The sequence below is a fragment of the Corynebacterium sp. 335C genome, from assembly GCF_053525695.1.
This window is the reverse complement of the sequence record NZ_JASTTB010000001.1, coordinates 1,136,223-1,160,008: the sequence shown is the minus strand read 5'-3', so window position 1 is coordinate 1,160,008 and position 23,786 is coordinate 1,136,223. Positions and strand designations below refer to the sequence as shown.

20 protein-coding genes and 1 pseudogene are annotated in these 23,786 nt (G+C 74.2%); 11 read left to right on the top strand and 10 right to left on the bottom strand.

Annotation, left to right across the window (positions count from 1 at the left end; genetic code table 11):
• The first annotated feature begins 76 nt into the window (after nt 1-76).
• The 5 genes from QQS41_RS04915 (at nt 77) to QQS41_RS04895 (ending at nt 5,786) form a co-directional block, all read left to right on the top strand.
• Entirely contained in the window at nt 77-1,306 is a 1,230-nt protein-coding gene (locus QQS41_RS04915; RefSeq protein WP_448851539.1) for an MFS transporter, read from the top strand.
• A gap of 78 nt (nt 1,307-1,384) precedes the next feature.
• A complete protein-coding gene (locus QQS41_RS04910; protein ID WP_448851538.1) occupies nt 1,385-3,079 on the top strand; it encodes a bifunctional ADP-dependent NAD(P)H-hydrate dehydratase/NAD(P)H-hydrate epimerase in 1,695 nt (564 codons plus the stop codon).
• A 12-nt stretch (nt 3,080-3,091) separates the two neighbouring features.
• Nucleotides 3,092-3,436, top strand: a complete 345-nt coding sequence (locus tag QQS41_RS04905; RefSeq protein ID WP_448851537.1) for an NAD(P)H-hydrate epimerase — start codon at nt 3,092-3,094, stop codon at nt 3,434-3,436.
• Between the two features lie 4 nt (nt 3,437-3,440).
• Nucleotides 3,441-4,601 (top strand): alanine racemase, encoded by a 1,161-nt coding sequence (gene alr, locus QQS41_RS04900; protein ID WP_448851536.1) that lies wholly within the window; start codon nt 3,441-3,443, stop codon nt 4,599-4,601.
• A gap of 144 nt (nt 4,602-4,745) precedes the next feature.
• The gene (locus QQS41_RS04895; protein ID WP_448851535.1) at nt 4,746-5,786 is read left to right on the top strand and encodes an alpha/beta fold hydrolase; all 1,041 of its coding nucleotides are present in this window, start codon (nt 4,746-4,748) and stop codon (nt 5,784-5,786) included.
• Between the two features lie 130 nt (nt 5,787-5,916).
• Here the strand turns inward: QQS41_RS04895 and QQS41_RS04890 are convergent, their stop codons facing one another.
• The 6 genes and pseudogenes from QQS41_RS04890 to QQS41_RS04865 form a co-directional block, all read right to left on the bottom strand.
• Nucleotides 5,917-6,846, bottom strand: coding sequence for an ABC transporter ATP-binding protein (locus QQS41_RS04890; RefSeq protein ID WP_448851534.1), 930 nt, complete (start codon nt 6,844-6,846; stop codon nt 5,917-5,919).
• Between the two features lie 3 nt (nt 6,847-6,849).
• Complete coding sequence (locus QQS41_RS04885; protein ID WP_448852008.1) at nt 6,850-7,020, bottom strand: hypothetical protein; 171 nt, start codon at nt 7,018-7,020, stop codon at nt 6,850-6,852.
• Between the two features lie 158 nt (nt 7,021-7,178).
• Nucleotides 7,179-7,679: pseudogene (locus QQS41_RS04880) on the bottom strand (ABC transporter substrate-binding protein); the annotation flags it as partial.
• Nucleotides 7,679-8,944: a FecCD family ABC transporter permease gene (locus QQS41_RS04875; RefSeq protein WP_448851533.1), complete on the bottom strand. Its 1,266-nt coding sequence runs from the start codon at nt 8,942-8,944 to the stop codon at nt 7,679-7,681. The pseudogene QQS41_RS04880 and the gene QQS41_RS04875, both read right to left, overlap by 1 nt.
• Nucleotides 8,941-10,752, bottom strand: a complete 1,812-nt coding sequence (locus QQS41_RS04870) for an ABC transporter ATP-binding protein (RefSeq protein ID WP_448851532.1) — start codon at nt 10,750-10,752, stop codon at nt 8,941-8,943. The genes QQS41_RS04875 and QQS41_RS04870 overlap by 4 nt, the downstream gene beginning before the upstream one ends.
• Entirely contained in the window at nt 10,749-12,575 is a 1,827-nt protein-coding gene (locus QQS41_RS04865; RefSeq protein ID WP_448851531.1) for an ABC transporter ATP-binding protein/permease, read from the bottom strand. The genes QQS41_RS04870 and QQS41_RS04865 overlap by 4 nt, the downstream gene beginning before the upstream one ends.
• A gap of 420 nt (nt 12,576-12,995) precedes the next feature.
• Between QQS41_RS04865 and tsaE the strand changes: the two genes are divergently transcribed.
• The 3 genes from tsaE (at nt 12,996) to rimI (ending at nt 14,794) form a co-directional block, all read left to right on the top strand.
• A complete protein-coding gene (gene tsaE / locus QQS41_RS04860; RefSeq protein ID WP_448851530.1) occupies nt 12,996-13,466 on the top strand; it encodes a tRNA (adenosine(37)-N6)-threonylcarbamoyltransferase complex ATPase subunit type 1 TsaE in 471 nt (156 codons plus the stop codon).
• 117 nt (nt 13,467-13,583) lie between these two features.
• Nucleotides 13,584-14,321, top strand: a complete 738-nt coding sequence (tsaB, locus tag QQS41_RS04855; RefSeq protein ID WP_448851529.1) for a tRNA (adenosine(37)-N6)-threonylcarbamoyltransferase complex dimerization subunit type 1 TsaB — start codon at nt 13,584-13,586, stop codon at nt 14,319-14,321.
• Nucleotides 14,318-14,794: a ribosomal protein S18-alanine N-acetyltransferase gene (gene rimI / locus QQS41_RS04850; protein WP_448851528.1), complete on the top strand. Its 477-nt coding sequence runs from the start codon at nt 14,318-14,320 to the stop codon at nt 14,792-14,794. Before tsaB ends, rimI begins: the two co-directional genes overlap by 4 nt.
• A 92-nt stretch (nt 14,795-14,886) precedes the next feature.
• On the opposite strand, the gene QQS41_RS04845 is transcribed toward rimI, so the two are convergent.
• From QQS41_RS04845 to QQS41_RS04835, 3 genes are all read right to left on the bottom strand, one after another.
• Nucleotides 14,887-15,606 carry a TetR/AcrR family transcriptional regulator gene (locus tag QQS41_RS04845; protein ID WP_448851527.1) on the bottom strand — a complete coding sequence of 240 codons (720 nt, stop codon included), beginning with the start codon at nt 15,604-15,606 and terminating at the stop codon, nt 14,887-14,889.
• A gap of 201 nt (nt 15,607-15,807) precedes the next feature.
• A complete protein-coding gene (locus QQS41_RS04840) occupies nt 15,808-17,544 on the bottom strand; it encodes an ABC transporter ATP-binding protein (RefSeq protein ID WP_448851526.1) in 1,737 nt (578 codons plus the stop codon).
• On the bottom strand, nt 17,541-19,457 hold the full coding sequence (locus QQS41_RS04835; protein WP_448851525.1) for an ABC transporter ATP-binding protein: 1,917 nt from the start codon (nt 19,455-19,457) through the stop codon (nt 17,541-17,543). The genes QQS41_RS04840 and QQS41_RS04835 overlap by 4 nt, the downstream gene beginning before the upstream one ends.
• Before the next feature lie 152 nt (nt 19,458-19,609).
• On the opposite strand from QQS41_RS04835, the gene tsaD reads away from it, so the two are divergent.
• The 3 genes from tsaD to groL all read left to right on the top strand — a co-directional run bounded on the left by tsaD (nt 19,610) and on the right by groL (nt 22,973).
• On the top strand, nt 19,610-20,770 hold the full coding sequence (gene tsaD, locus QQS41_RS04830; RefSeq protein ID WP_448851524.1) for a tRNA (adenosine(37)-N6)-threonylcarbamoyltransferase complex transferase subunit TsaD: 1,161 nt from the start codon (nt 19,610-19,612) through the stop codon (nt 20,768-20,770).
• Nucleotides 20,771-21,049: 279 nt separating this feature from the next.
• A complete protein-coding gene (gene groES, locus QQS41_RS04825; RefSeq protein WP_448851984.1) occupies nt 21,050-21,349 on the top strand; it encodes a co-chaperone GroES in 300 nt (99 codons plus the stop codon).
• Between the two features lie 13 nt (nt 21,350-21,362).
• Nucleotides 21,363-22,973 (top strand): chaperonin GroEL, encoded by a 1,611-nt coding sequence (gene groL, locus QQS41_RS04820; protein ID WP_448851523.1) that lies wholly within the window; start codon nt 21,363-21,365, stop codon nt 22,971-22,973.
• A 232-nt stretch (nt 22,974-23,205) separates the two neighbouring features.
• Here the strand turns inward: groL and QQS41_RS04815 are convergent, their stop codons facing one another.
• Nucleotides 23,206-23,514, bottom strand: a complete 309-nt coding sequence (locus QQS41_RS04815) for a WhiB family transcriptional regulator (protein WP_448851522.1) — start codon at nt 23,512-23,514, stop codon at nt 23,206-23,208.
• Between the last annotated feature and the right edge of the window lie 272 nt (nt 23,515-23,786).

Genomic DNA, 23,786 nt, shown 5'->3' with positions numbered 1-23,786 from the left:
GTCCGGGGGAGATGCGCGCGCGTGGCGCGCGGGGGATGATGCGCCGGTGCGCGCGTGGTGACGGAAGGGAGCCGAGGTGACGGAGGCGGAGACGGTGCGTGACGACGGGACCCGCGGCGGCGCGCCGGCGCGGACGCCGTGGGCGGCGGTCGTGGCGCTGGGGCTGGGCATCTTCATCATGACGACGATGGAGCAGCTGCCGATCGGCGTGCTGACGCTGGTGGCCCGCGATCTGGGTGCGTCGCATGCCCTGGTGGGCCTGGGCGTGTCGGTGCCGGGCGTGCTGGCGGCGTGCACGGCGGTGGTGGCGCCGAAGCTGGTGGGGCGCGTCGACAGGCGCATCGTGCTGGCGGGGGCGCTGCTGGCGGTCCTGGCGTCCGGCGTGATGACGTCGGCGGCGGCGACGCCGTGGTTCTACCTGGCCTCCCGCATCCTGGTGGGCCTGGCGCTGGGCGTGTTCTGGTCGCTGCTGGGGGCGACGGTGACGCGGTTGGCGGCGCCGGGTGAGCGGCCGCGGGCGCTGACGGTGGCGTTCTCGGGGTCGGCGGCGGCGGTGGTGCTGGGCGTGCCGCTGGCGACGTGGCTGGGCGAGTCGTTCGGCTGGCGGCAGGCGTTCTCCGGCGTCGGCGTCGCCTCCGGCTTCATCGGCCTGGCGGTGCTGCTGCTCCTGCCGCGGACGCCGGTGGCGCGGGCGGTGTCGTTCGCGGACATCGGCCGGGCGTGGTCGATCCGCGGGGTGCGCTTCGGCGTGGTGTTCACGTTCCTGCTGGTGACGGCGCACTTCGTGGCGTACACGTACGCGTCGCCGCTGCTGCAGGACCGGGGCGGGGTGGCGGAGTCCGGCATCGCCGGGGTGCTGCTGGCGTTCGGCGTCGCGGGCCTGGTCGGCAATTTCCTGGCGGGGCCGCTGCTGCGGCGCAGCGTCGCCGCGGCGGTGGTCGTGCTGCCTGCGGGCATCCTGGCGGCGCTGCTGGCGTTCCGCCTGCTGGTGGACTCGCCGGGGTCGGCGGTGGCCGCGATGGTGGCGTGGGGCCTGTTCGCGGGCGCCATCTCCGTGGTGTCGCAGGCGTGGGTGCTGGGTTCGGCGGGGGACCTGTCGGAGCCGGCGTCGGGCCTGAACTCGGGGGCGTTCAACTTCGGCATCGCCGCCGGCGCCGCGCTGGGCGGCCAGGTCGCCCAGGGCGCGCTGCCGGGGACGTCCTGGCTGGGCGACGGCTCGGCGGCGGTGCTCGCCGCCGGCGCCGCGGGCGTCGCCTGCGCCCTGGCGCTGGCCGCCTGGGGCGCGGCCGCGGCTCGGCGGCGCTGAGCCGCGGCGGGGAACGTCGCAAAGCACCGCGCGGGTGACCCCGGCGCACGCGGTGGCCGCGGTACGTAGCCTGGGGCCATGCACCCCGTGTACGCCGCAGAGGAGATCCGCGCGGGCGAGCGCCCGCTGCTCGAGGCCCAGACGCACGACGACGAGCTGATGCTGCAGGCCGCCGCCGCGGTCGCCGGCGTCGCCCGCGAGATGCTGGCCGACCGGCCGGGGGAGGGGCGCGCCGGGCGCGTGCTCGTCCTCGCGGGCTCCGGCGGCAACGGCGGCGACGCGCTGTACGCGGCGGCGTCGCTGCTGGCCGACGGCCACCGGGCCGAGGCGGTGCTGCTCGGCTCCACGGCGCACGCGGCGGCGCTGGCGTCGTTCGAGGACGCCGGCGGCGTGGTCGTCGACGCGGCGCGGGGGCTGGGCGGCGACGTCCACGACCTGGCCATCGACGGCATCACCGGCATCGGCGGCGCCGGCGGGCTGCGCCCGGAGGCCGCGGGGCTGGTCGCCCAGCTGGCGGCGGCGGGTGTTCCAGTGCTGGCGGTCGACGTGCCGTCGGGCGTCGCCGCCGACTCGGGTGCCGCGGACGGGCCGCACGTGGAGGCCGACCGGACCGTCACCTTCGGCGGCCTGCGGCGCGCCCACGTCCTCGCCCCGGAGTGCGGGCGGGTGACGCTGGTGGACATCGGGCTGCCCGGCCACGGCCCGGCGCCGCTGTCGGAGCAGCTGCGCCGCCTCGACCGGGACGTGCGCGTCGGCTACGTCCGCGCGCTGCACTCCGTCATCGACCTGCCGTCGCTGGAGCCGGGCGCCCGGGACGACAAGTACACCGGCGGCGTCGCCGGCATCTGCGCCGGCGGGGCGGACTACCCGGGCGCGGCGGTGCTCGCGGCGACGGGCGCGGTCCGCGCGACGTCCGCGATGGTGCGCTACGCCGGGTCGTGCCGCGCGGAGGTGGTGCGGGCGCTGCCGGAGGTCGTCGCGCATGACGACGCCGCCTCCGCCGGCCGCGTCCAGGCGTGGGCGTGCGGCCCCGGCCGCGGCACCGGCGACGCGGAGGCCGCGGAGGTCGCGGAGCTCGCCGGGCGGGCGGAGCCGCTGGTGCTCGACGCCGACGCCCTGACCCTGCTGTCGGAGCGCGAGGACCTGCGCGACGCCGTCGCCGCCCGCGGGGCCCGCGGCGCCCGCACGGTGCTCACGCCGCACCGCGGGGAGTTCGCGCGCCTGGCGGGCTCCCTCGGCGGGGCGGTGCCGGACGCGGCGGGGGACCCGGTCGCGGCGGTCGTCGCGATGGCCCGGACGCTGCGCGCGACCGTGCTGCTCAAGGGCCGGGTGACGCTGGTGGCGGCGCCGGCGGCGGGCACCGGGGACGGCGCGGGCGACGGTTCCGGGGGCGCGGGCATCGCCGCCGACGCCCCGGTGACCGTCACCGCCGTCGACGCGGAGACCTCCTGGGCGGCGACGCCGGGATCCGGCGACGTGCTCACCGGCGTCATCGCCGCGTGGCTGGCGCGGGCGGAGGCCGCCGGCGACGCCTCCTCGGTGACGCCGCGCGGCACGGACCCGGTCGTCGTCGCCGCCGTCATCCACGCCCGCGCCGCGGAGATCGCCGCCCGCACCCCGGCCGGCCACGCCCCGGCGTCGGCGTCCCTCATCGCCGACGCGGTGCGGGAGGCGACGGCCGCGGCCGCCGGCGGCCTGCGCGCGGGCGAGGCGGGGCAGGCCGGGCAGGCGGGCGGCGCGAACGGCGGCGCCGCCCTGCCCGCCGGGGCGTAGCGGGCCGCCGCCGTGCCTGCCCCCGCCCGCAGACGCCGGCCGCAGCCGGACAAGGCGACTCTGCGGCGCGCCCACGTCGTCTTCCGCGCCGCCCAGCACCGCCTCGGCGTCTCCTACGCCCGCCGCGTCCTGGTGCGCGCCGGCCACGGCGACGACGGCGCGGCGGTGCTGTGGGCGGCGAGCTACCTCGCCTCCCTCGGCGCGCACGTCGACGTCCTGCCGCTGGGGGAGCCGGACGCCGACGCCCTGGGGGAGGTGCTGCGGTGCTGCGGCCGGATCGTCGACGGGCCGGGCGGGGAGCGGTACGACCTGGTCGTCGGGCCGGGGCTGGGCGCCTCGGCCCCGGTGGCACAATGACGGCATGCGATTCGCCCACAGCTCCCGCCGCAGCACCGACCCGACGACCCGGCTGAGCGTCGCCCGCATCGACGCCTCCGCCATCGCCGCCAACGCCGCCCGCGTCCGGGAGGTCTCCGGCGCCCCGCGCGTCATGGCCGTGGTGAAGGCCGACGGCTACGGCCACGGCGGCGTCACCGCCGCGAAGGCGGCGCTGGCGGGCGGGGCGGACCAGCTCGGCGTCGTCACGCCCGCCGAGGCGCTGGAGCTGCGCGACGCCGGCGTCGACGCGCCGATCCTCGCCTGGATCTGGGAGCCCGGGCACCAGGCGGCGGTGGTGGAGCGCGCCGTCGGCCGCGACATCGACCTCGCCGTGCAGTCGGCGGCCCACCTGGAGGCCATCGCCGCCGCCGGCCGCCGCGTCGGCCGCCGGCCCCGCGTGACCGTCAAGGTGGACACGGGCATGAACCGCGGCGGCTTCTCCGTCGCCAACGGCGACCTGGAGGCGGCGGCGGACGCGCTGGCGGAGGCGCACCGCTCCGGCGCCGTCGAGATCACGGGCGCGATGAGCCACCTCGCCTGCGCCGACGAGCCGGGGGACCCCAGCATCGACATGCAGGCGGACCGCTTCCGCGCCGCCATCGACCTGCTGCGCGGCCGGGGCCTGGAGCTGCCGGTCAACCACCTCGCCAACTCCGCCGCGGCCGTCTCCCGCCCGGACCTGGCGTTCGACATGGTCCGCCCCGGCATCGCCATCTACGGCCTGGAGCCGTTCCCCGGGGCCGTCGACGGCCTGCGCCCGGCGATGACGCTGGTCTCCCGCGTCCAGCTGGTGAAGGACGTGCCCGCCGGCGAGGCCGTCAGCTACGGCCGCACCTGGACCGCCGAGCGCGACACCCGCGTCGCCGTGGTGCCGTGGGGCTACGCCGACGGCCTGCCCCGCGCCCTGTCGGGCCGCTTCTCCGTCGCCGTCAACGGCCGCCGCTACCCGCAGGTCGGCCGCGTGTGCATGGACCAGTTCGTCATCGAGGTCGACGACGCCGTCCGCCCGGGCGACGAGGTCCGCGTCTTCGGCGACGGCTCGGGCGGCGAATCCACCGCCACCGACCTCGCAGAGGCGATGGGCACCATCTCCTACGAGATCGTCACCGGCGTCCGGGGCCGCACGCTGCGGGCGGAGGCGTAGCGGGGCACGTCGCAAAGCACCGCCCGGACCACGCGCGGCCGGGCGGCGGACGCGGCGCGCAACCCCCTCCCGCGGCCGCCGCGCACCCGTTACGCTGGCGGGAACGGGTCCCGCGGCACCGGCGCGGGACGGGAAGGAGCGGCCATGGCCACGCGCATCCCCGGGTGGGGGCTCGTCGCCGGCGCCGGGGCACTCGCGACCGCCGCGGGCGCCGGGGCGCTGGGCCTGCGGGAGGCGTTCATCGCACGCCACGCCGAGTCGATCCCGGAGGAGTGGCTCGAGCTGCCGCCCCCGAACTTCACCGGCACCGTCCGCGCCGACGACGGCGTCGGGCTCCACGTCCGCGAGACCGGCTTCTCCACCGCCCCGCTGACCGTCGTGTTCACCCACGGCTACTGCCAGCGCATGGACGGCTGGTGCCTCCAGGCCCGGCGGCTGCGGGAGGCGTTCGGCGACGACGTCCGCCTGCTGTTCTGGGACCAGCGCGGCCACGGCTCCTCCGAGGAGCCGGAGCGGGAGCACTGCACCATCGAGTGGACCGCCCGCGACCTCGCCGCGGTGCTGCGGGAGCGGGTGCCGTACGGCGACGTCGTGCTCGTCGGGCATTCGATGGGCGGCATGACCACCATGGCGCTCGCCCGCGTGGCGCCGGAGCTCATGGAGCGCGTCCGCGCCGTCGCGCTGGTCGCGACCGCCGCCTCCGGCCTGGAGAAGGGCGGCATCCCGCAGATGGTCCTCAACCCCGTCGGCAGCACCGTCGTACGCGGCGCGGCGATGCTGCCGCAGCTGGTCAACCAGGTCCGCGTCATCACCGGCCGGTGGGCGCTGCCCGTCGTCCGCGGCGGCTCCTTCGGCGACCAGAAGGTCGCCCGCCAACTGGTCCTGCTCAACGAGCGGATGATCGACGACACCGACTCGACGACCATCCTCAACTTCTTCGGCACCCTCCAGATCCACGACGAGACCGCGGGCCTGGAGAAGCTCGCCGGCATCCCCGGCGTCGTCGTTGCCGGCGACAGGGACCTGATGATCCCGTTCGAGCGGGCCGTCGACATCATCGAGCACTGGCCCGGCGCCCGCCTCGTCCGCGCCCGCGGCGCCGGCCACATGGTGCAGCTGGAGCAGCCGGAGGTCGTCGGCGACGCCCTCGAGACGCTCGTGCGCGAGGCGTGGCACGCCGCGTAGCGGTCGCGAGGGCGGGTGCGGCTCCGCGCGGGGTTCCGCGGGGTTCGCGTGACGACGCCCCGGGCCGCGGCGGTTCCGCGGCCCGGGGCGCCGGCGGCCTCCGGGAGGGGAGGCGGGGGCGGTCCCGCCGTCACCCCTCCTTGGTGACCGTGGTCGTGCACTCCTCCTCGCACCCGCCGTCGCACTCGATGTCGACCGCGATGTCGTGGGGCTTGGCCCCGTCCTTCGTGTCGAACACGAACTGCCGGATGCCGTTGACCGTCACGGGGATGGCGTCCATCCCGTAGACCTCGAAGATCAGCTCCGGGGTGAGCACGTCGTCGGGGTGCCCGAACGCGACCATCCTGCCCCCGTCCAGGACGATGACCAGGGCGCTGTAGCGCGCGACCATGTTCAGGTCGTGGAGCACGATCAGCTGGGAGCTGACCGTCTTCGTGACCCGCCCGAGGACGCCGTGCTGGTACCGCATGTCCAGGTGGTTCGTGGGCTCGTCGAGCAGCATCCCCCGGGCCTTCTGGGCGAGCGCCCGGGCGATGAGGACCCGCTGGCGCTCGCCGCCGGACAGGGTGCTCGCCATGCGGTCCTTCGACTCCGCCATGCCGACCAGCGCGAGGCACTCCTCCGCGAACCGGTGGTCCTCGGCGCTGAACGGCGAGAAGTGGGAGCGACGCACGCCGCAGCCGAGGAGGACCTGATCGATGACCTTCACCTGGTCGATGGTGTTCTCGAACTGCGAGACCACCGCCAGCTCCCGCGACAGCTGCGGGACGCTGTAGTCGGCGAGGGGCCGGCCGTTGACCCTGATGCGCCCGGTGTCCGGGGTGAGCGCCCCGCTGTTGCAGCGCAGCAGCGACGTCTTCCCGCACCCGTCCGGGCCGGTCAGCACGATGCGCTTGCCGTGGGGAGCGGTGAAGGAGATGCCGTCGAGGATGGTCCGCTCCCCGAAGCGCAGGGTGAGATCCTCGACCGCGTTGAACTCCGCCGCATCGTCGTCGGCATGCCCGGCATCACGGGACAGGAGGCGGGAGACCCGGTGCCTGAAGGGGGAACGAACCGCCATCGCCTACTTACCGCCGTACTCGTTGATCGCCTCCGCGATGACCTTGAGGGTCGGGATCGACTCGGAGGAGGGGTAGAAGCCGGCGTTGCGCGCCTCGACGATGTGCCCGTCCTTGAAGGCCCGCATGTCGGAGACGCCCGGGATCTTCTTGAGCCGCTCGAGCGAGTTCTCCATCGTCGTTCCGCCGGAGCCGGTCGCGATGACGACGATGTCCGGATCCGACTGCAGGAAGGACTCCGGCGAGAGGGGCCGTCGTGGTAGAAGTAGTTCGGATCCGTGGCGTTCTCGTGACCCAGCTCGTTGAGCATCTGCTGGACGACGCCGGTCTTGCCGTAGCTGTAGAAGTCGTTCGACTCGTCGAAGAAGTACACGACGGCCACGCGCTGCTTCGGCACGTCCTTGGTGAGGTCCTTCGACTCCTGCACGATCTTCTCGAGCTCGACCGCCTGCTTCTCCGCCGCCTCCTCGGTGCCGAGGAGGGCGCCGACCCTGCGGATCTCCCGGATGATGTTGTCCATCGTCGGATCCGAGGCGGGCGCGTCCGGGTACCAGTTGAAGCACTCGTAGTCCGGGATCATGATGTTGAAGCCCTGCGCGATGACGTCCTGCGGGGGGAGGACGCCGGAGGCGAACGAGCCGCCGTAGACGAGGTCGGGGCTGTCGGCGACGATCTGCTCCATCGACGGGGCGCCCTCCGTGAGGATCGGGATGTCCTCGACCTGGCCCTTGATGAGATCGCTCGGCGGCTCGCCGTACTCGTAGGAGCGGTTGATCACCTTGTCCTTCGCGCCGGCGGTGACGAGCGTGTTGATGGCGCCGATGCCGAGCGACATCACCTTCTCGGGGTGCTTGTCGATCGTGTATTCGCTGCCGCAGTTCTGGTACGTGATCGAGCCGTCGTCGTTGACGGTGACCCCGAGCCCCGAGGTGTCGGCGCCGGAGTTGGACGAATCGTCGGAGCAGGAGACGAGGACGGGCGCGGCGAGGCCGATGAGCGCGCACGCCGCGATGACGCGGGTGCGGGTGCGGTTGGCGATGGACATGACGTGGCTGCCTTTCCGCCGAATTCTGGCGCTTGAGGATGAACATGAGGATGGGGGTGCCGAGCAGCGCGGTGACCACGCCGACGGCGATTTCGGAGGGGGGCGATGATGACGCGGGCCAGGAGGTCCGCGGCCATCAGGGTGATGCCGCCGGTCAGCGCCGTCGTCGGCAGCGCCGCGCGGAAGATTCCGCCGGTCAGCTTCTTCGCCAGATGGGGCACGACCAGGCCGAGGAATCCGATCGCGCCGGTGAAGGACACGATGACGGCGACCTGCAGGGCGACGACCCCGAGGACGATGACGCGGTACCGCATCGGATCGGTGCCCAGCGAGCGTGCGGGGTCGTCGCCCAGCTGGAGCGCGTCGATGTGGCGGCCGAGGGACCACAGGAGGACGGTGCCGAGCACGACCGTCACGACGACCGTGAAGATCGACTGCCACGACGTCTCGTTGAGGCTGCCCAGCATCCAGAACGTGACGGACTTCGTCGCGGCCATGTTCTGGGCCGTGAGGATGCCGATGCTGGTGATGGCGGAGAAGAAGTAGTTCGCCGCCATGCCGGCGAAGATGATCCTCGCCGGGTCGACGCCGCCCTTGGTGCCCGCCAGCGCGACGACCACGACCATCGAGGCCACCGCGCCGACGAAGGCGCCGCCCGTGACGCCCAGCGAACCCAGGAGCCCCGCGCCGACGCCGCTCACGAGCACCGCGGCCGCGCCGGCCGATGCGCCCGAGGACAGGCCGAGCAGGTACGGGTCGCCGAGGGGGTTGCGCAGGATCGCCTGCGTGGCGAGGCCGCACACCGCGAGACCCGCGCCCGCGGCCAGCGCCAGGACGACCCGCGGAAGCCGGAGCTCCATGACGATCTGCATCGTCTTCGGGTCCGGCTGGAATCCGGAGAAGCCCAGCTGGCTCATGACCGAGGCGAAGGTCTCGCCCGGGGCGATGGGGACGGCCCCGAACCCGATCCCGGCCACGCCGACGATCACGACCAGCGCGAGGAGGACCGTCCACCGGGCGGTGCCCCGGATCACTGCGGAGGGAGTCGGTGTCATGCCCCGCCCCTCTGGGTGGCCAGCGCGGTCCGGTACTGCGGGCAGCGGCCGGCGAGCTCGGCGTGGGTGCCGACGTCGGCGACCCGGCCCTCCTCCAGCACGCAGATGAGATCCGCGTCGGAGATGGAGGCCAGCCGGTGGGCGATGATGACGGTCGACTTCCCCTCCCGGTGCTCGTGCAGCGCGGAGATGATCGCGTGCTCGAGCTTCGGGTCGACGTTGGCGAGCGGCTCGTCCAGGATGAGCGTCTCGTAGTCGCGGAGGAAGACCCGGGCGAGGCCGAGCCGCTGCCGCTCCCCGCCGGACAGCGTCGTGCCGCGGTCGCCGACGACCGCGTCGAGGCCGCCGAGGTCCTGCACGAGCTTCTCCAGCCCGGAGAGCCGCAGCGCGTGCCACGGCTCGTCGTCCGTGGCCTCCTCCGCGGCGACGGTGAGGTTGCCGCGGATGGTGCCGGAGAAGATGTACGAGGACTGGGGGAGCAGCGTGACGTGCTCGCGGTGGGCGTCGGGGGCGACCGTTCGCATGTCCCGCCCGTCGAAGCGCATGATGCCCGACGTCGGGTCGAGGAAGCGGAGGGCGAGGAAGGCGAACGTGGACTTCCCGACCCCCGACGGCCCGAAGATGGCGACGGTCCTGCCGGCGGGCACCGTGACGTCGACGTCCGTGAGCACGTCGGGGTGGTCCGGTTCGTAGGCGAACGAGACCTTCTCCGCGCGCAGCGATCCGTCGCGCTCCTCGTCGGGCGCGCCGGGGAGGGGCTCCGACGGGACCGTCTCCGGGGCGTTGAGCAGCTCCTGGACGCGGGAGGCGCAGGAGCCGATTTCTCCGGCCCGGCTCAGCATCTTCACGAGTCCGACGACCGGAATCGCCGACGTCGCCGCGAGGACCACGGAGACGGGGAGGTCGGACACGTCGAACGTCCCGGAGCGGACCTGGGCCGTGAGGACGACCAGGACGATGATGTGGACGGCCGCCATGATCCAGTCCGCGAAGCCGACCTCGAGGGTCTTCCGCAGATTCGAGTTCCGCAGCGCGTCCTGGACGGCCTTGCCGCCGGCGCGGATGTCCGCGCGATGGCGCTCGTGCAGTCCCATGACGTGCAGCTCCCGGAGGCCGTGGAGGCCGTCGAGGGAGAGGATCTTGAGATCCGACAGGGTCCGCCGCATCTGGTCGCCCTGCCGGCGCTGCCACGAGACGAGCGAAATCGGGAAGAGGACCATGAGGATGAGGCCGGGGACGAGGATCAGCGCCAGCGGCCCGATGAACCACCAGTTGGCGGCGATGAGCACGATCGAGCAGATCAGCGCGTTGACGGCGGTGGCCGCCGTGTGCGCGTAGAACCACTCGAGCTGCTCGACGTCGCTCATGGACCGGGAGGCGACGTCGGCGGTGCGCCGGGACTGGAGCCCGCGGGGCGCGATCCGCCGCAGGGCGTTGAAGATGTCGACGCGCAGCGAGGCGAGGACGCGGTAGGCGAGCTCATGGGACCACCAGCATTCGAGCAGGAACATGAAGCCCTGCATGCAGGCCATGCCGATGATGATCGCCAGGAACCAGGTGGTGTCCGCGGGCGCGGCGCGCCCGGAGATGATGAGGGACGAGACGTGGACGCTGACCGCGGTCAGCAGGACCAGGAGGATCTGGGCGCCGAGCATCGCGAACAGCGAGTAGGTGAACAGCTTCCGGAAGCCGCGGAGCCCCGACATGAGGCCCAGCACGTCTGCGATGGCCGTGCGCATCGGCACGCGCCGGGGCGCGTCCGCGGGAGCGGGGGAGTCCGGGCGCCCGTCGACGGTGGAATCGCTCATCGGATCTCGCCTCCTTCGTCGTCGCCGGGCCCCGGGGCGGGGACCGGGAGGATGGATTCGTTCGACTCGTCGATGAGCCGGGAGAACGCCCCGCCCCGTGCCAGGAGCGCCTCGGGGGAGCCGGATTCGGTGACGGTCCCCCTCTCGAGGACGAGCACGTGCCCGCACATCGAGGCGGTGTCCATGCGGTGGGTGACGAGGATGAGCGTGATGCCGGGCGCCTCCTCGCGAATCGCGTTCAGGGTCGCCCGCTCCGTCGAGGAGTCCAGGGCGGAGGTCGATTCGTCGAGGATGAGGATGGACGGCGCGGACACCAGCGCGCGGGCGATGGCGAGGCGCTGGCGCTGCCCGCCCGACAGGTTTCCGCCGCGTTCGCTGACGGGCATGGCGAGGAGGTCGCGCCCGCGCAGGCCCCCGATGTCGTCGAGATGCGCGAGCTTCAGGGCGTGGAGCATGTCCTCCTCGCCGGCGTCGGCTCGCCCGTCGCGGAGGTTCGACGCGATGGTGCCGGCGAAGATCATCGGGTCCTGCGGGACCATCGCGACATCGTCGATGGAACCGGGAGCAGCGGGATCCCGGCCGAGGAACGAAATCGTGCCCTCCGTCGGCCGGTCCATGCCGAGCATGAGACCCAGGAGCGTGGACTTGCCGGAGCCCGAGCCGCCCACGATGGCGGTGCTCATGCCGGCGGGGACGTCGCCGTCCGCGGCGTCGAGCGACGGGGCGTCGGCTCCCAGGTAGCGGTAGCCGAGGCCGCGGAAGCTCACCGCGGAGCCGGGATCCGCCTGGACGCCGGTGGCCGGCCGGCCGTCGGCGTCGCCGGGGCGGACGTCGTCGGGTCCGTTGAGGAACGCCTCGATCTCGCGCGAGGCCGACAGCCCCATGAACCCGGAGTGCCACAGGTTCGCCAGGTCCCGCAGGGGGCGGAACACCTCGGCGGACAGGAGCGTGATCATGAACAGGTCGTGGGCGGCCAGGTTCCCCCGCGAGACCTCCCAGATGCCGAGCGACAGGCCGATGGCCGGCCCGAGGACCATGATCGCCGCGGACACGCCGGTTTCGCCGAGGGAGAGGCGCAGCTGGTTCAGCGTCGATTCGAGGAGATGGGTCGACCGCCGGGCCAGGGTCCGGCCGCGGCTCTCCGCGGCGTTGAACGCCTTCAGCGTCGTCATGCCCATCATCGAGTCGACGAACTCGGAGTTGAGATCCGCGTACGCGATCCAGTGCGTCTGACCCTTCTCCGCCAACGCCTTGTCCCAGACGCGGGGCACCGCGAAGACGATGATCGCCGCGATGAACTGCACGACGGCGATGGCCACCGAGTACTGGGCGAGCCAGATCGCCACGAAGAGGCCCGTGAACACGGTGATCGTGATCTGCGGGATGTAGGCGCCGTAGTAGGTCTGGGTCTGCTCGACCCCGTCCGTCATCAGCGTCTGGGTGCTGCCGGAGTTGCGGCGGGAGACGCGCATCGGGCCGCGGCGGGCGATCGCGGTCACGATCCTGTCGCGGAGGGTCAGCTTCATCCGCTCGCCGAGCTGCGAAACCGCCCATTCCTTCAGCATCATCAGCAGGGGACGCACGAAGAGGACGATCGCCAGGACGACGATGAGCGTGGTGAGCGTTTCGCGATCGCGTTCGCCGAGGAGCTCGGAGAAGATCGTCGAGTTGATCATCGCCGTCGCGATGTAGTTCGCGGACAGCAGCAGGCCGATCGCGATCGTGCCGGTGAACCGGGCGGGGCCGATGCCCGCGAGTTTGAGTACCGCGATCTGCGGGAATCGCTTGGGTTCCCCGATCGCCGGACCCGTGGGATCCGTCATGCCGGGAGTTCCTTTCTGCACGGCGTCCGCCGGGGGCGGGCGCGGGGTTGGCCGTCGATGTCGGAGACCCCGCCGGCGTTACGTCGTCCGCCGCGGCGGACGCGGGCGGACGGGACCGTCGGGGAGGGGGTGGCCCCGTGCGGGGACGGGGCCGAGTGCCGTCGAAATCTATGGTTAGGCAAGGCTTATGTAAATGGCCGACATGGCGTATCTGCACGAGTGGGAACGTGCGCAGTTTTTCGAACGTGTGAAAGGCCAGTTCCCATACATGCGTGACGAGTCATTGATGTGCGGTGCCCGGGTTACGGGGGGGTCGGTATCGCGGGGGTGGGGTTCGGGGCGCTCCGCCGCCGGTGAACGGCCTTTTCCCGCGGGCGATCCGGCCGACGCATCCGGCGGCCGGCCGCTAGGATCTGCGGCGTGAACGCCTCCTTCCCCACCTCCGGAACCCGGGTCCTGCCCGACGCCGACGACATGCGGGACTTCGGCGAGGAGCTCGGCGCCTCGCTGCGCGCCGGCGACCTGGTCATCCTCGACGGCCCGCTGGGGGCGGGGAAGACGACGCTGACGCAGGGCATCGCCCGCGGCCTCGGCGTCCGCGGCCGGGTGACGTCGCCGACGTTCACGATCGCCCGCGAGCACCGGCCGCTGGCCGCCGGCGGCGCCCGCCTGGTTCACGCGGACCTGTACCGGCTGCTGGACATGGGCGGCGACCTGCTGGCCAACCTCGACTCCCTGGACCTGGACACGGACCTCGGCGACTGCGTCGTCGTGGCGGAGTGGGGCGGCGGCGTCGCCGAGCAGCTCGCCGACCGGCACCTGCTGGTGTCCATCGACCGGACGGCCGACGACGAGTCGCGCACCGTGACGTGGCGGTGGTCGGACGAGTGACGGGGCCGTGACGCGGCGGCGGTGACGCGGCGCCGGTCCGCCGTGCGCGTCCGCGGCGCGGCCCCGCGCCGGGCCCGGCCGCGGGTGCGCCGGGGCCCGCCGCGTAGGATGGCGGCCATGCTGGTTCTCGCCGTCGACACCTCGACACCGCAGGTCACCGCCGGAATCGTGGACGTGCCCGACGGGGGCGCGCCCCGGACGCTGGCCTTCCGCGGCCACGTCGACGCGCGGGCCCACAACGAGGTGCTCGTGCCCCTCATCCTCGAGTGCCTCGCCGACGCGGGCGTGGAGCGCGCCGACCTGGGCGCCGTCGTCGTCGGCGACGGGCCCGGCCCGTTCACCGGCCTGCGCGTCGGCATGGCGACGGCCGCGGCGTTCGGCGACGCCCTCGGCGCGCCCGTCCACGGCGTCTGCTCGCTCGACGGGCTGGTACCGGGGGCGCCCGCCGATGCCGCCGCCGATGACGCCGACGACCGCACGGTCCTCGCCGTCACCGACGCCCGCCGCCGCGAGGTCTACGCCGCCGCCTACCGCGACGGCGCCCGAGTGTGGGGCCCGGCGGTGCTGGCGCCCGACGCCGTCGCCGGCGAGCTGGCGGCCGCCGGCATCGCCGCGCCGTCCCTCGTCGTCGGCGACGCCGTTCTGGGGCACCGCGTCGCGGAGACCCTCGGCGGCCCGCCCGTGGAGGCCCGCTACCCGGACCCGGCGCTGCTGGCGGCCCGCGCGGACCTCGCCGCCGACCCGGAGCCGCTGGTGGCGCGGTACATGCGCCGCCCGGACGCGGTGCCGCCGACGCCGCGGCCCCGCTCCGCCGCGCTGCCGGATCCGGCGGACGTGCCGGGGGCGCTGCCGTGACCTTCGGGCGGCTGTGGCCGGGCGCGGCGGCGTCGTGCGCGGAGCTGGAGGCCGTCACCTTCGACGGCGACGGGCCGTGGAGCGAGGAGTCGTTCCGCGCGGAGCTGTCGTCGCCGCACCGGTTCTACGTCGGCGAGGTCGAGGAGCCGGGCACGGACCGGGAGCGCGTCGTCGCGTACGCGGGGCTCGGCAAGGCGGGCCCGGCGGGCGACGCGGAGTACGAGATCCTCACCGTCGCCGTCGCCCCCGAGCTGCGCGGACGGGGGCTCGGCCGCCGGCTGACGGAGGCGCTGCTCGCCGCCGCCGACGAGGACCCGGGCCCGGTGTTCCTCGAGGTCCGCACCGACAACGCCCCGGCCATCGCGCTGTACGAGTCCCTCGGCTTCGTCCGCATGGGGGTGCGCCGGCGCTACTACGCCGACGGCGCCGACGCCTGGACGATGACGCGCCCCGCTCCCGGCCAGGCCGGGTAGCGGGGCGCGTGCGGGGGCGCGGGGCCGGGGAGGCGGCCGTCGTCACGCGATGCGCGGATTGCACGCGATGCGTGACGACGCCTCCCGCGCGGCTACGACGCGAGGCCCGCCTCGATGCCGCCGATGATGAGCTCGATCTTGCGGGAGAGCCAGCCGCGGGCGCCGTCGACGGCCTCCGGGACGAAGACCTCCGACGGGGCGGCGCCGGACGCGAGGGACTCGGCGCGGTCGCCCAGGTCGGCGGCGTCCGTCGGGGGCTGGGCGGAGACGTCGGCGTCGGCCGCGTCGTCCTCCTTCGCCTTCCGGGAGCGGTAGCCGAGGTGGCTCACCGTGACGGTGTCCAGCACGAAGTCCAGGGCGAACACCGCGTCGGCGGCGGGCAGCCCGGCGGAGACGAGGGCCTCCAGGGCACCGGACAGCAGCCTGCCCGCGGCGTCCTCCGCATGCGGCGTCACCACGGTGACGGCGGCCAGGCCCGGGTACTCGTCCAGCAGTTCCCACGCGCCGTCGGCCAGGGCGCGCAGCTGGTCCTGCCACGGCAGGTCCGCCGGCGGCGGGGTGCGGCGCGACAGGATGGACGCCAGCGCCTCGCGGATGAGCGCATCGCGATCGGGCACGACGCGGTAGAGGGCCGACGGGGCGACGCCCAGCTCGCGGGCGACGCCGCCCATGGTGAACCGGTCGATGCCGAGGGACAGCGCGGCGCGCACGGCGTCGCCGAGGCTGAACGTGGGCTTCGGGCCCGGGCGCTTGCCCACGCGCCGGGGCCGGGACGCGTCGGAACGCGTCGTCGCGATGGTGTGGTGAGGCACGCTGATTACTTTATGTGCGCAGTCGTGAAGGTGGCAACGAAGCTCAGCGTCACCTATGCGCCGTTGGAACGGGTGCGCTGAGTCGGTTTTGACGGACGCGGGCGGGGAGCCGGGGCGCCGCGGGGGAGCGGGGGAGCGGCGGCGGGGCCGCCCGGCGGCGGGCGCCGGGGTCCGCCGCCGGGGTCCGCCGTCCCGCCCGCGTCATCGCTCCGTCAGCGTCCAGTCGCGCCCGGCGGCCTGGTCCTCCAGGAACCGGGAGTAGATGCCGGAGCGGCCGGCGAGCTCCCCGTGGGTGCCCTGGTCGGCGATGGAGCCGTCGGCGTCCATGACGATGATGTTGTCGGCGCCGGTCACCGTCGACAGGCGGTGCGCGATGAGGATGGTCGTGCGGCCGGCCGCGAGGTCGCGGATGGCGGCGGTCACGGCGGCCTCGTTGGCGCCGTCGAGCGACGACGTGATCTCGTCGAGCAGCAGGATCGGGGCGTCCTTGAGGAAGGCGCGGGCGATGGCGACGCGCTGCCGCTCGCCGCCCGACAGCCGCCCGCCGCGCTCGCCGACCTGCGAGTCCCAGCCGTGCGGCAGGCGCTCGACGACCTCGTCGAGGCGCGCCCGGCGGGCGGCCTCCGCGAGCTCCGCGTCGGTGGCGTCCGGGCGGCCGAGGCGGACGTTGTCCGCGATGGTGCCCTCGAAGAGGTAGACGTCCTGGAACACCATCGCCGTGTCGTCCATCAGCCGGCCGGTGCCGATCTCGCGGACGTCGTGGCCGCCGACCTCGACGGCGCCGGAGCGCACGTCGTGGAAGCGGCCGATGATGCGCAGGATCGTCGACTTGCCGCAGCCCGACGGGCCGACGAGCGCGGTGACGGTGCCGGACGGGAACTCCGCCGACACCCCGTCGAGCACGGCGGGGCCGTCGCCGTAGCCGAAGACGACGTCACGCAGCACGATGCCGTGGTCCTCCGGCGCCTTCTCCTCGCCCTCGGCGGGCTCGGGCAGCTGCTCGGCCCGCACGACGGCGGAGATGCGGTCGATGGAGTCGCGGCCGGCGCCGAACTCGTTCATGAACGCCCGCAGCATCGCCACCGGCTCGGTGAAGCGGATGCAGAACGCGGCCATGGCGAGGTAGAGCGGCACGCCCATCCGGCCGCCGAGCGCCAGGTGCCCGCCGACGGCGAGCGCCACGATGGCGGAGATCTGCGTCGCCAGGATGAACGCGCCCATCGGGGCGCCGTTGCGGTCCAGGGCGGTGCGGGTGGCGCGGTGGTTCTCCCGGACGGCGCCCTCGACGCGGCCGAGGCCGCGGTCGCCGCCGGCGGCGCGCAGCACCGGCTGCAGCGACGCGAACTCCAGCACGGAGGCCGAGACCTGCTGGTCCGACTCCTTCTCCCCGTGCGCCACCTCGGCGGAGACGCGGTCGCCCCACCGGCCGATGAGCCACAGCACCGGCAGCACCACGATGAGCGGCACCGCCATGCGCCACTCCAGCAGGAGCATGCCGACCACCACGGTGGCGGGGCCCGCGATCGCGGTGACGACGTTGGGCAGCACGATCGGGGCGATGTGCGACAGGTCGTCGCAGTCCGCCAGCGCCGCGCGGTTGACCTGCGCGGAGGAGCCGGCGTGGAACCAGCCCAGGGGGAGCCTGACGACGGTCCGGCCGACGCGCGACGTCGCGTCGAACAGGTCGTTCATGCAGACCAGGTAGGCCCGCTGGCTGCCGTAGCCGAACAGCAGCAGCGACGCGACGCCGCAGGCCGCCATCGCGGCGAACCAGCCGACGGGGAAGCCGCCGCCGTCCAGCAGCCCGCGCAGCACGGGCACGAGCAGCAGGATGGTGAGGCCCTGCAGCACCGCGGACGCGGAGAAGACGGCGATGAGCCCGCGCAGTCCGGAGCGGCGGCCGAGCATCGCCTCGTAGGAACGGATGAATCCCCTCATCGCTGGGCCTCCCAGAGCGTGGAGTACAGGCCGCCGGCGGCGGCGAGCTCGTCGTGCGTGCCGTCCTCGGCGACGCGGCCGTCGTCGAGGACGAGGATGCGGTCGGCGCCGACGACCGTCGCCAGCCGGTGGGCAACGACGATGACGGTGCGGCCGGCGGCCAGGTCCGCCAGGGCCTCCTGGATCTCGCGCTCGGAGTGCGGGTCCGCCCACGCGGTCGCCTCGTCGAGCAGCAGCACCGGGGCGTCGCGCAGGAACGCGCGGGCCAGGGCGACGCGCTGCTTCTCGCCGCCCGACAGGTGGGCGCCCTCGTCGCCGATGACGGCGTCGTAGCCGCCCGGCAGGCGCATGATGCGGTCGTGGATGCGGGCCGCGCGGGCGGCCGCCTCGATCTCCTCCCGCGTCGCGCCGGGCCGGCCGAGGGCGATGTTCTCCGCGGCGCTGCCGTGGATGAGCGCGATGTCCTGCTCCACGATGGCCAGGTGCGCGAGCACGTCGGCGTCGTCGGCGTCGCGGACGTCGACCCCGCCGAGGCGCACCGCGCCGCCGTCGACGTCGTGGAAGCGGGCGGCCAGGCGGGTCACCGTCGTCTTGCCGGAGCCCGACGGGCCGACCAGCGCGGTGACGGTGCCGGCGGCGAACGTCGCCGTCAGGTCCCGGATGACCGGGTGCCCGGGGGAGTAGCCGAAGGTGACGTGGTCGAACTCCACGTCCAGCGGCCCGTCGGGGATGGGCGTCGGCACCGCCGGAACCGGCAGCGGCTCGACCGCCAGCAGCAGCGACAGGCGGCGGGCCGCCTCGGAGCCGGCGGTGACGAAGCGCATGAGCGGGATGAAGCCGATGAGGCCCATCGGCAGGCCGAGCGCGACGGTGACGAACGGCACCATCAGCGCCGGGTCCGCGTCGCCCCAGCCGATGACGGCCCAGCCGAGCAGGACCGTCGGCACGAGCATGCCCGCCGGGTTCAGCAGCGACAGCGACACCGACTGGGACTTGCCCTGGGAGGTCATCCAGTTGCCGGTCCAGGTGATGAAGTGCTCGAGGGCCCGCTCGTAGCGGGCGAAGACGCGGCCGGAGCCGCCGAAGTTCTTCACCGCCGTGATGCCGTCGACCAGCTCCACCAGCGCCTGCGACATCGACGCCTGGGCGGACAGGTACTTCTCCGTCGCCTCCTTCATCCCGCTCGGGTTCAGCGCCGCGGTGATCATGAAGATGAGGATGGTCCAGACGATGAGGCCCAGCGCGAAGCGCCAGTCGTACCAGAACAGGATACCGAAGCCGACCAGCGGCATCGCCGCCGCGGAGGCGCCGTCGGCGGGCAGGTGGGCGACGATGGTGTGGATGGACGCCACGTCCTCCCGCACGATCTTCTTCACCGTGCCGGAGTTGCGGTCGGAGAACCAGCCCAACGGGATGCTCGACAGGTGCCGCGACACCCGCAGGCGCAGGTCGCGGCGGTAGTCGGCCTCCACGGAGTGGCACCAGCCGGTGGCGCCCATGTAGAGCATCTGGCCGGCGAGGAGGCACACCGCCGCGGCGATGAGCCAGCCGGCGACGAAGCCGCCCGTCAACTCGTCGTGGTGGATCGCGATCTCGGCGACGGCGATCGCGGGGACCAGGCGGACGCCCGCGCCGATGAACGCCAGGATGCCCGCGGCGATCATCTTCCCCTTGACCGGGGAGAGCAGCTCACCGAGCGCCGCCCAGTCCGTCGTCTGCTGCGTGCCGGGCGCGGCGGGCGCGCCGTCGGGCGTGGCCCGGCCGCCGTCCGCGTCGGCGCCGGCGTTCCCGTCGTCCGGCGCGACGGCGACGGCGCGGGAGGGTGCCTGCCCGCCGTCCGGGGCGCCGCCCGCGGGCCCCGTTCCGGCGCCGCCGGGGCCGTCGTCCGGCGACGTGCTCTGAATGGGTTTCATGGTTCCGAATTTAGCCCCGCCTCACCCGGGTGTCCACGGCCGTGCGGGCCCCTCACCCCGTCCGGGGCCGGTGCCGGCGGGCGGGGCGCGGGCCGGGGCGGGAACCGGGCCCGCGGCGGGCGCGCATCGTGCGCCGCCGTAGACTCCGGGGCATGACCGGACACGCCGACTCCGCCGCCCCGACCGCCGGAAACGCCCGCACCCGCGTCCTGCTCGCGCTGGAGAGCTCCTGCGACGAGACGGGCGCGGCGGTCGGCCGCGTCACCTGGGATCCGTCGCTGCCGGCGGGCGACCGCGGCTCGTCGGCCCGCCCGGAGGTGGAGATCCTCGGCGAGGCCGTCGCCTCCTCCATGGAGGAGCACGCCCGCTTCGGCGGCGTCGTCCCCGAGATCGCCTCCCGCGCCCACCTGGAGGCGCTGCGCCCCGTCGTGCGGAAGGCGCTGGACGACGCCGGGGTCGACGTCCCGGACTGCGTCGCCGCCACCGTCGGCCCGGGCCTGGCCGGCGCCCTGCTGGTCGGCGCGGCCGCCGCGAAGGCGTACGCCGCGGCGTGGGGCCTGCCGTTCTACGGCGTCAACCACCTGGGCGGTCACGTCGCCGTCGGCACGCTGGGGGAGGGCGCCGCCGCGGGCGGTGGCGACGACGCACCCGACCTCTCCGACGCGGTGGCGCTGCTGGTCTCCGGCGGGCACACGCAGCTGCTGCGCGTCCGCGGCGTCGGCGAGCCGATGGAGGAGCTCGGCGCGACGCTGGACGACGCCGCGGGCGAGGCCTACGACAAGGTCGCCCGCCTGCTGGGCCTGGGCTACCCGGGCGGGCCGGTCATCGACCGCATCGCGAAGGGCGGGAACCCGGACGCCATCGCGTTCCCGCGGGGCATGATGCGGCCGAAGGACGCCCGCCACGACTTCTCCTTCTCCGGGCTGAAGACCGCGGTGGCCCGCTACGTCGAGGCCGCCGAGCGCGAGGGGCGCGTCGTCGACCTGCCCGACGTGTGCGCGTCGTTCCAGGAGGCCGTCTGCGACGTGCTGACGTTCAAGGCCGTCCGCGCCGCCACCGACGTCGGGGCGCGCACGCTGCTGCTCGGCGGCGGCGTCGCCGCGAACTCCCGGCTCCGCGAGCTCGCCGCCGAGCGCTGCGCCGCCGCCGGCATCGCCCTCCACGTCCCCGCCCCGCGGCTGTGCACCGACAACGGCACCATGATCGCGGCCCTCGCCGCGCACCTCATCGCCGCCGGCGGCGAGCCCTCCGGCTACGGCTGCGGCACCGACCCGGGCATGCCCGTCGAGGAGCCGCTCGCCCCCGCCGTCTGAGGCCGCCGCGGCCGCGGGCGGGGGACGTCGTCACGCGACGCGCGGAACCCCCCGCGATGCGCGACGGCGCATGCCGCGCGCGACCCCGCGCGCACCCGCGGCGCACCCCTCGCACGCACCCCGGACCTGGCACCGGCCCGCGTTGAGTGTTGGCACTCTCGGGGGTAGAGTGCCAGACCAGGTTGTGTGACCCACAGTTGTTCACCCGCGACGACGGCTGTGCACGGCTCCAACCGGCACATGGATCAACTTCGCATAACGCACATGGAGGAAATCACCGTGGCGAACGTCAACATCAAGCCGCTCGAGGACCGCGTCCTCGTCCAGATCAACGAGGCCGAGACCACCACCGCCTCCGGCCTGGTCATCCCGGACTCCGCCAAGGAGAAGCCGCAGGAGGCCACCGTCGTGGCCGTCGGCCCGGGCCGCTGGGCGGACGACGACGACCGCATCCCGATGGACGTCAAGGAGGGCGACGTCGTCATCTTCTCCAAGTACGGCGGCACCGAGCTGAAGTACCAGGGCGAGGAGTACCTGCTCCTGTCCCAGCGCGACATCCTCGCGGTCATCGAGAAGTAGGGCGGTCCCGCGCATGTCCAAGCTGATTGCCTTCAACGAGGAGGCCCGCGAGGGCCTCAAGCGGGGCGTGGACACGCTGGCGGACGCCGTCAAGGTCACCCTCGGCCCCAAGGGCCGCAACGTGGTGCTGGACAAGGCGTTCGGCGGCCCGCTCGTCACCAACGACGGCGTCACCATCGCCCGCGACATCGACGTCGAGGACCCCTTCGAGAACCTCGGCGCCCAGCTGGTGAAGTCCGTCGCCGTCAAGACCAACGACGTCGCCGGCGATGGCACCACCACCGCGACCCTGCTGGCGCAGGCGCTGGTCCACGAGGGCCTGCGCAACGTCGCCGCCGGCGCCAACCCGATCGCCCTCAACCGGGGCATCGAGAAGGCCGCCGAGCGCACCGTCGAGCTGCTCAAGCAGCGCGCCACCCCGGTCGCCGACTCCACCGCCATCGCCCAGGTCGCCACCGTCTCGTCCCGCGACGAGCGCATCGGCGAGATGGTCGCCGGCGCCATGGAGAAGGTGGGCAAGGACGGCGTCGTCTCCGTCGAGGAGTCGCAGTCCATCTCCGACGAGCTCGCCGTCACGGAGGGCGTGTCCTTCAACAAGGGCTTCCTGTCCCCGTACTTCGTCACCGACGTCGACACGCAGCGCGCCGAGCTGGAGAACGCCCAGATCCTCCTCGTCCGCGAGAAGATCTCCTCCCTGCCGGAGTTCCTCCCGCTGCTGGAGAAGATCGCCCAGTCGGGCCGCCCGACCCTCATCATCGCCGAGGACGTCGAGGGCGAGGCGCTGTCCGCCCTGGTCATCAACGCGATGCGCAAGACCCTCAAGGTCGTCGCCGTGAAGGCCCCGTACTTCGGCGACCGCCGCAAGGAGTTCCTCCAGGACCTGGCCGTGGTCACGGACGGCACCGTCGTCACGTCCGACATGGGCATGAGCCTGAAGGACACCGGCCTCGAGGTGCTCGGCACCGCCCGCCGCATCACCGTCACGAAGGACGAGACCGTCATCGTCGACGGCGCCGGCACCGCCGAGGCCGTCGAGGAGCGCCGCAACCAGCTGCGCGGCGAGCTCGAGCGCACCGACTCCTCCTGGGACGCCGAGAAGCTCGAGGAGCGCCTGGCGAAGCTGTCCGGCGGCGTCGCCGTCATCCGCGCCGGCGCGGCCACCGAGACCGAGATGAACGAGCGCAAGCTCCGCATCGAGGACGCCATCAACGCCGCGCGCGCCGCGGCGCAGGAGGGCGTCGTCGCCGGCGGCGGCTCCGTGCTCGTCCAGATCGCCGGCGAGCTCGAGGAGCTCGCGCAGGAGCTGCCGGGCGACGAGGCCATCGGCGTCCGCGCCCTGGCCCGCGCCCTCGCGCGTCCGGCGTACTGGATCGCCGCGAACGCCGGCCTGGACGGCTCCGTCGTCGTCCACCACATCGCGGAGCTGCCGAACGGCCACGGCTACGACGCCGCCGCCGGCGAGTACCGCGACCTGGCCGCCGCGGGCGTCATCGACCCGGTGAAGGTCACCCACTCCGCCGTCGTCAACGCCGCCTCCGTCGCGCGCATGGTGCTGACCACCGAGGTCAGCGTCGTCGACAAGCCGGAGCCGGTCAACGACCTCGGCCACGGCCACGCCCACTAGGGCCCGGCCGGAGCCGTGAACGGCCCCGCCGCCGCAGGGGAACCTGCGGGGCGGGGCCGTTTCGCGTGCGCGGTGCGCGCGGGGCGCCGTTTTCGTGCGGCGCGCGGTGCGCGGTCGTGTGCGTGACGACGCCCCGGGCCCGGGCGCGTGCCGCATGCCGCGGCGCGCGGGGCGGCGCGGCGGGAGGCGCCGTCACGCGGGGACGGCGCGGGCCGTCCGGGAGACGCGGGCGCTAGGCGGAGACGCGGGCGCGCTCGCGGCGGCGCGGGCGGGCGCGCAGGATCTCGTTGCGCTCCGACTCGCTCATGCCGCCCCAGATGCCGTAGGGCTCGGCGACGGCGAGGGCGTGGCTGCGGCACTGCGCCAGCACCGGGCAGCCCTGGCAGATGGTCTTCGCGCGCATCTCGCGCATCGCGCGGGCGCGGCCCCGCTCGCCCTCCGGATGGAAGAACACCGACGAATCCTCCCCGCGGCAGGAGCCGTGCAGCTGCCAGTCCCAGAGGTCCGAGTTCGGGCCGGGGAGACGGTCGATGTGGGTCATGGTGGGGCTCCTTCCGGTCGCCGTGTCCGGCGGCCACGCCGCGCCGGGCGGGCGCGGGAAGTCGGGTACTGCACGTGCCTGGGGCGACCCGGTTCCGCGGGCCCTCCCTCGGCGACGAGGGCAAGTGTGGGCGGCGATGATGAACCGCCGGTTACGCCGCGGCGACGGGAATGCGGCCCCCGCGCCTAAATCGCGCTAACTCCTGCCGACATCCGTGATGTGCGTCACCAAACGCGCGGAAGAGCGCGATCCCGGCCCTGGTGCGGCAGCCC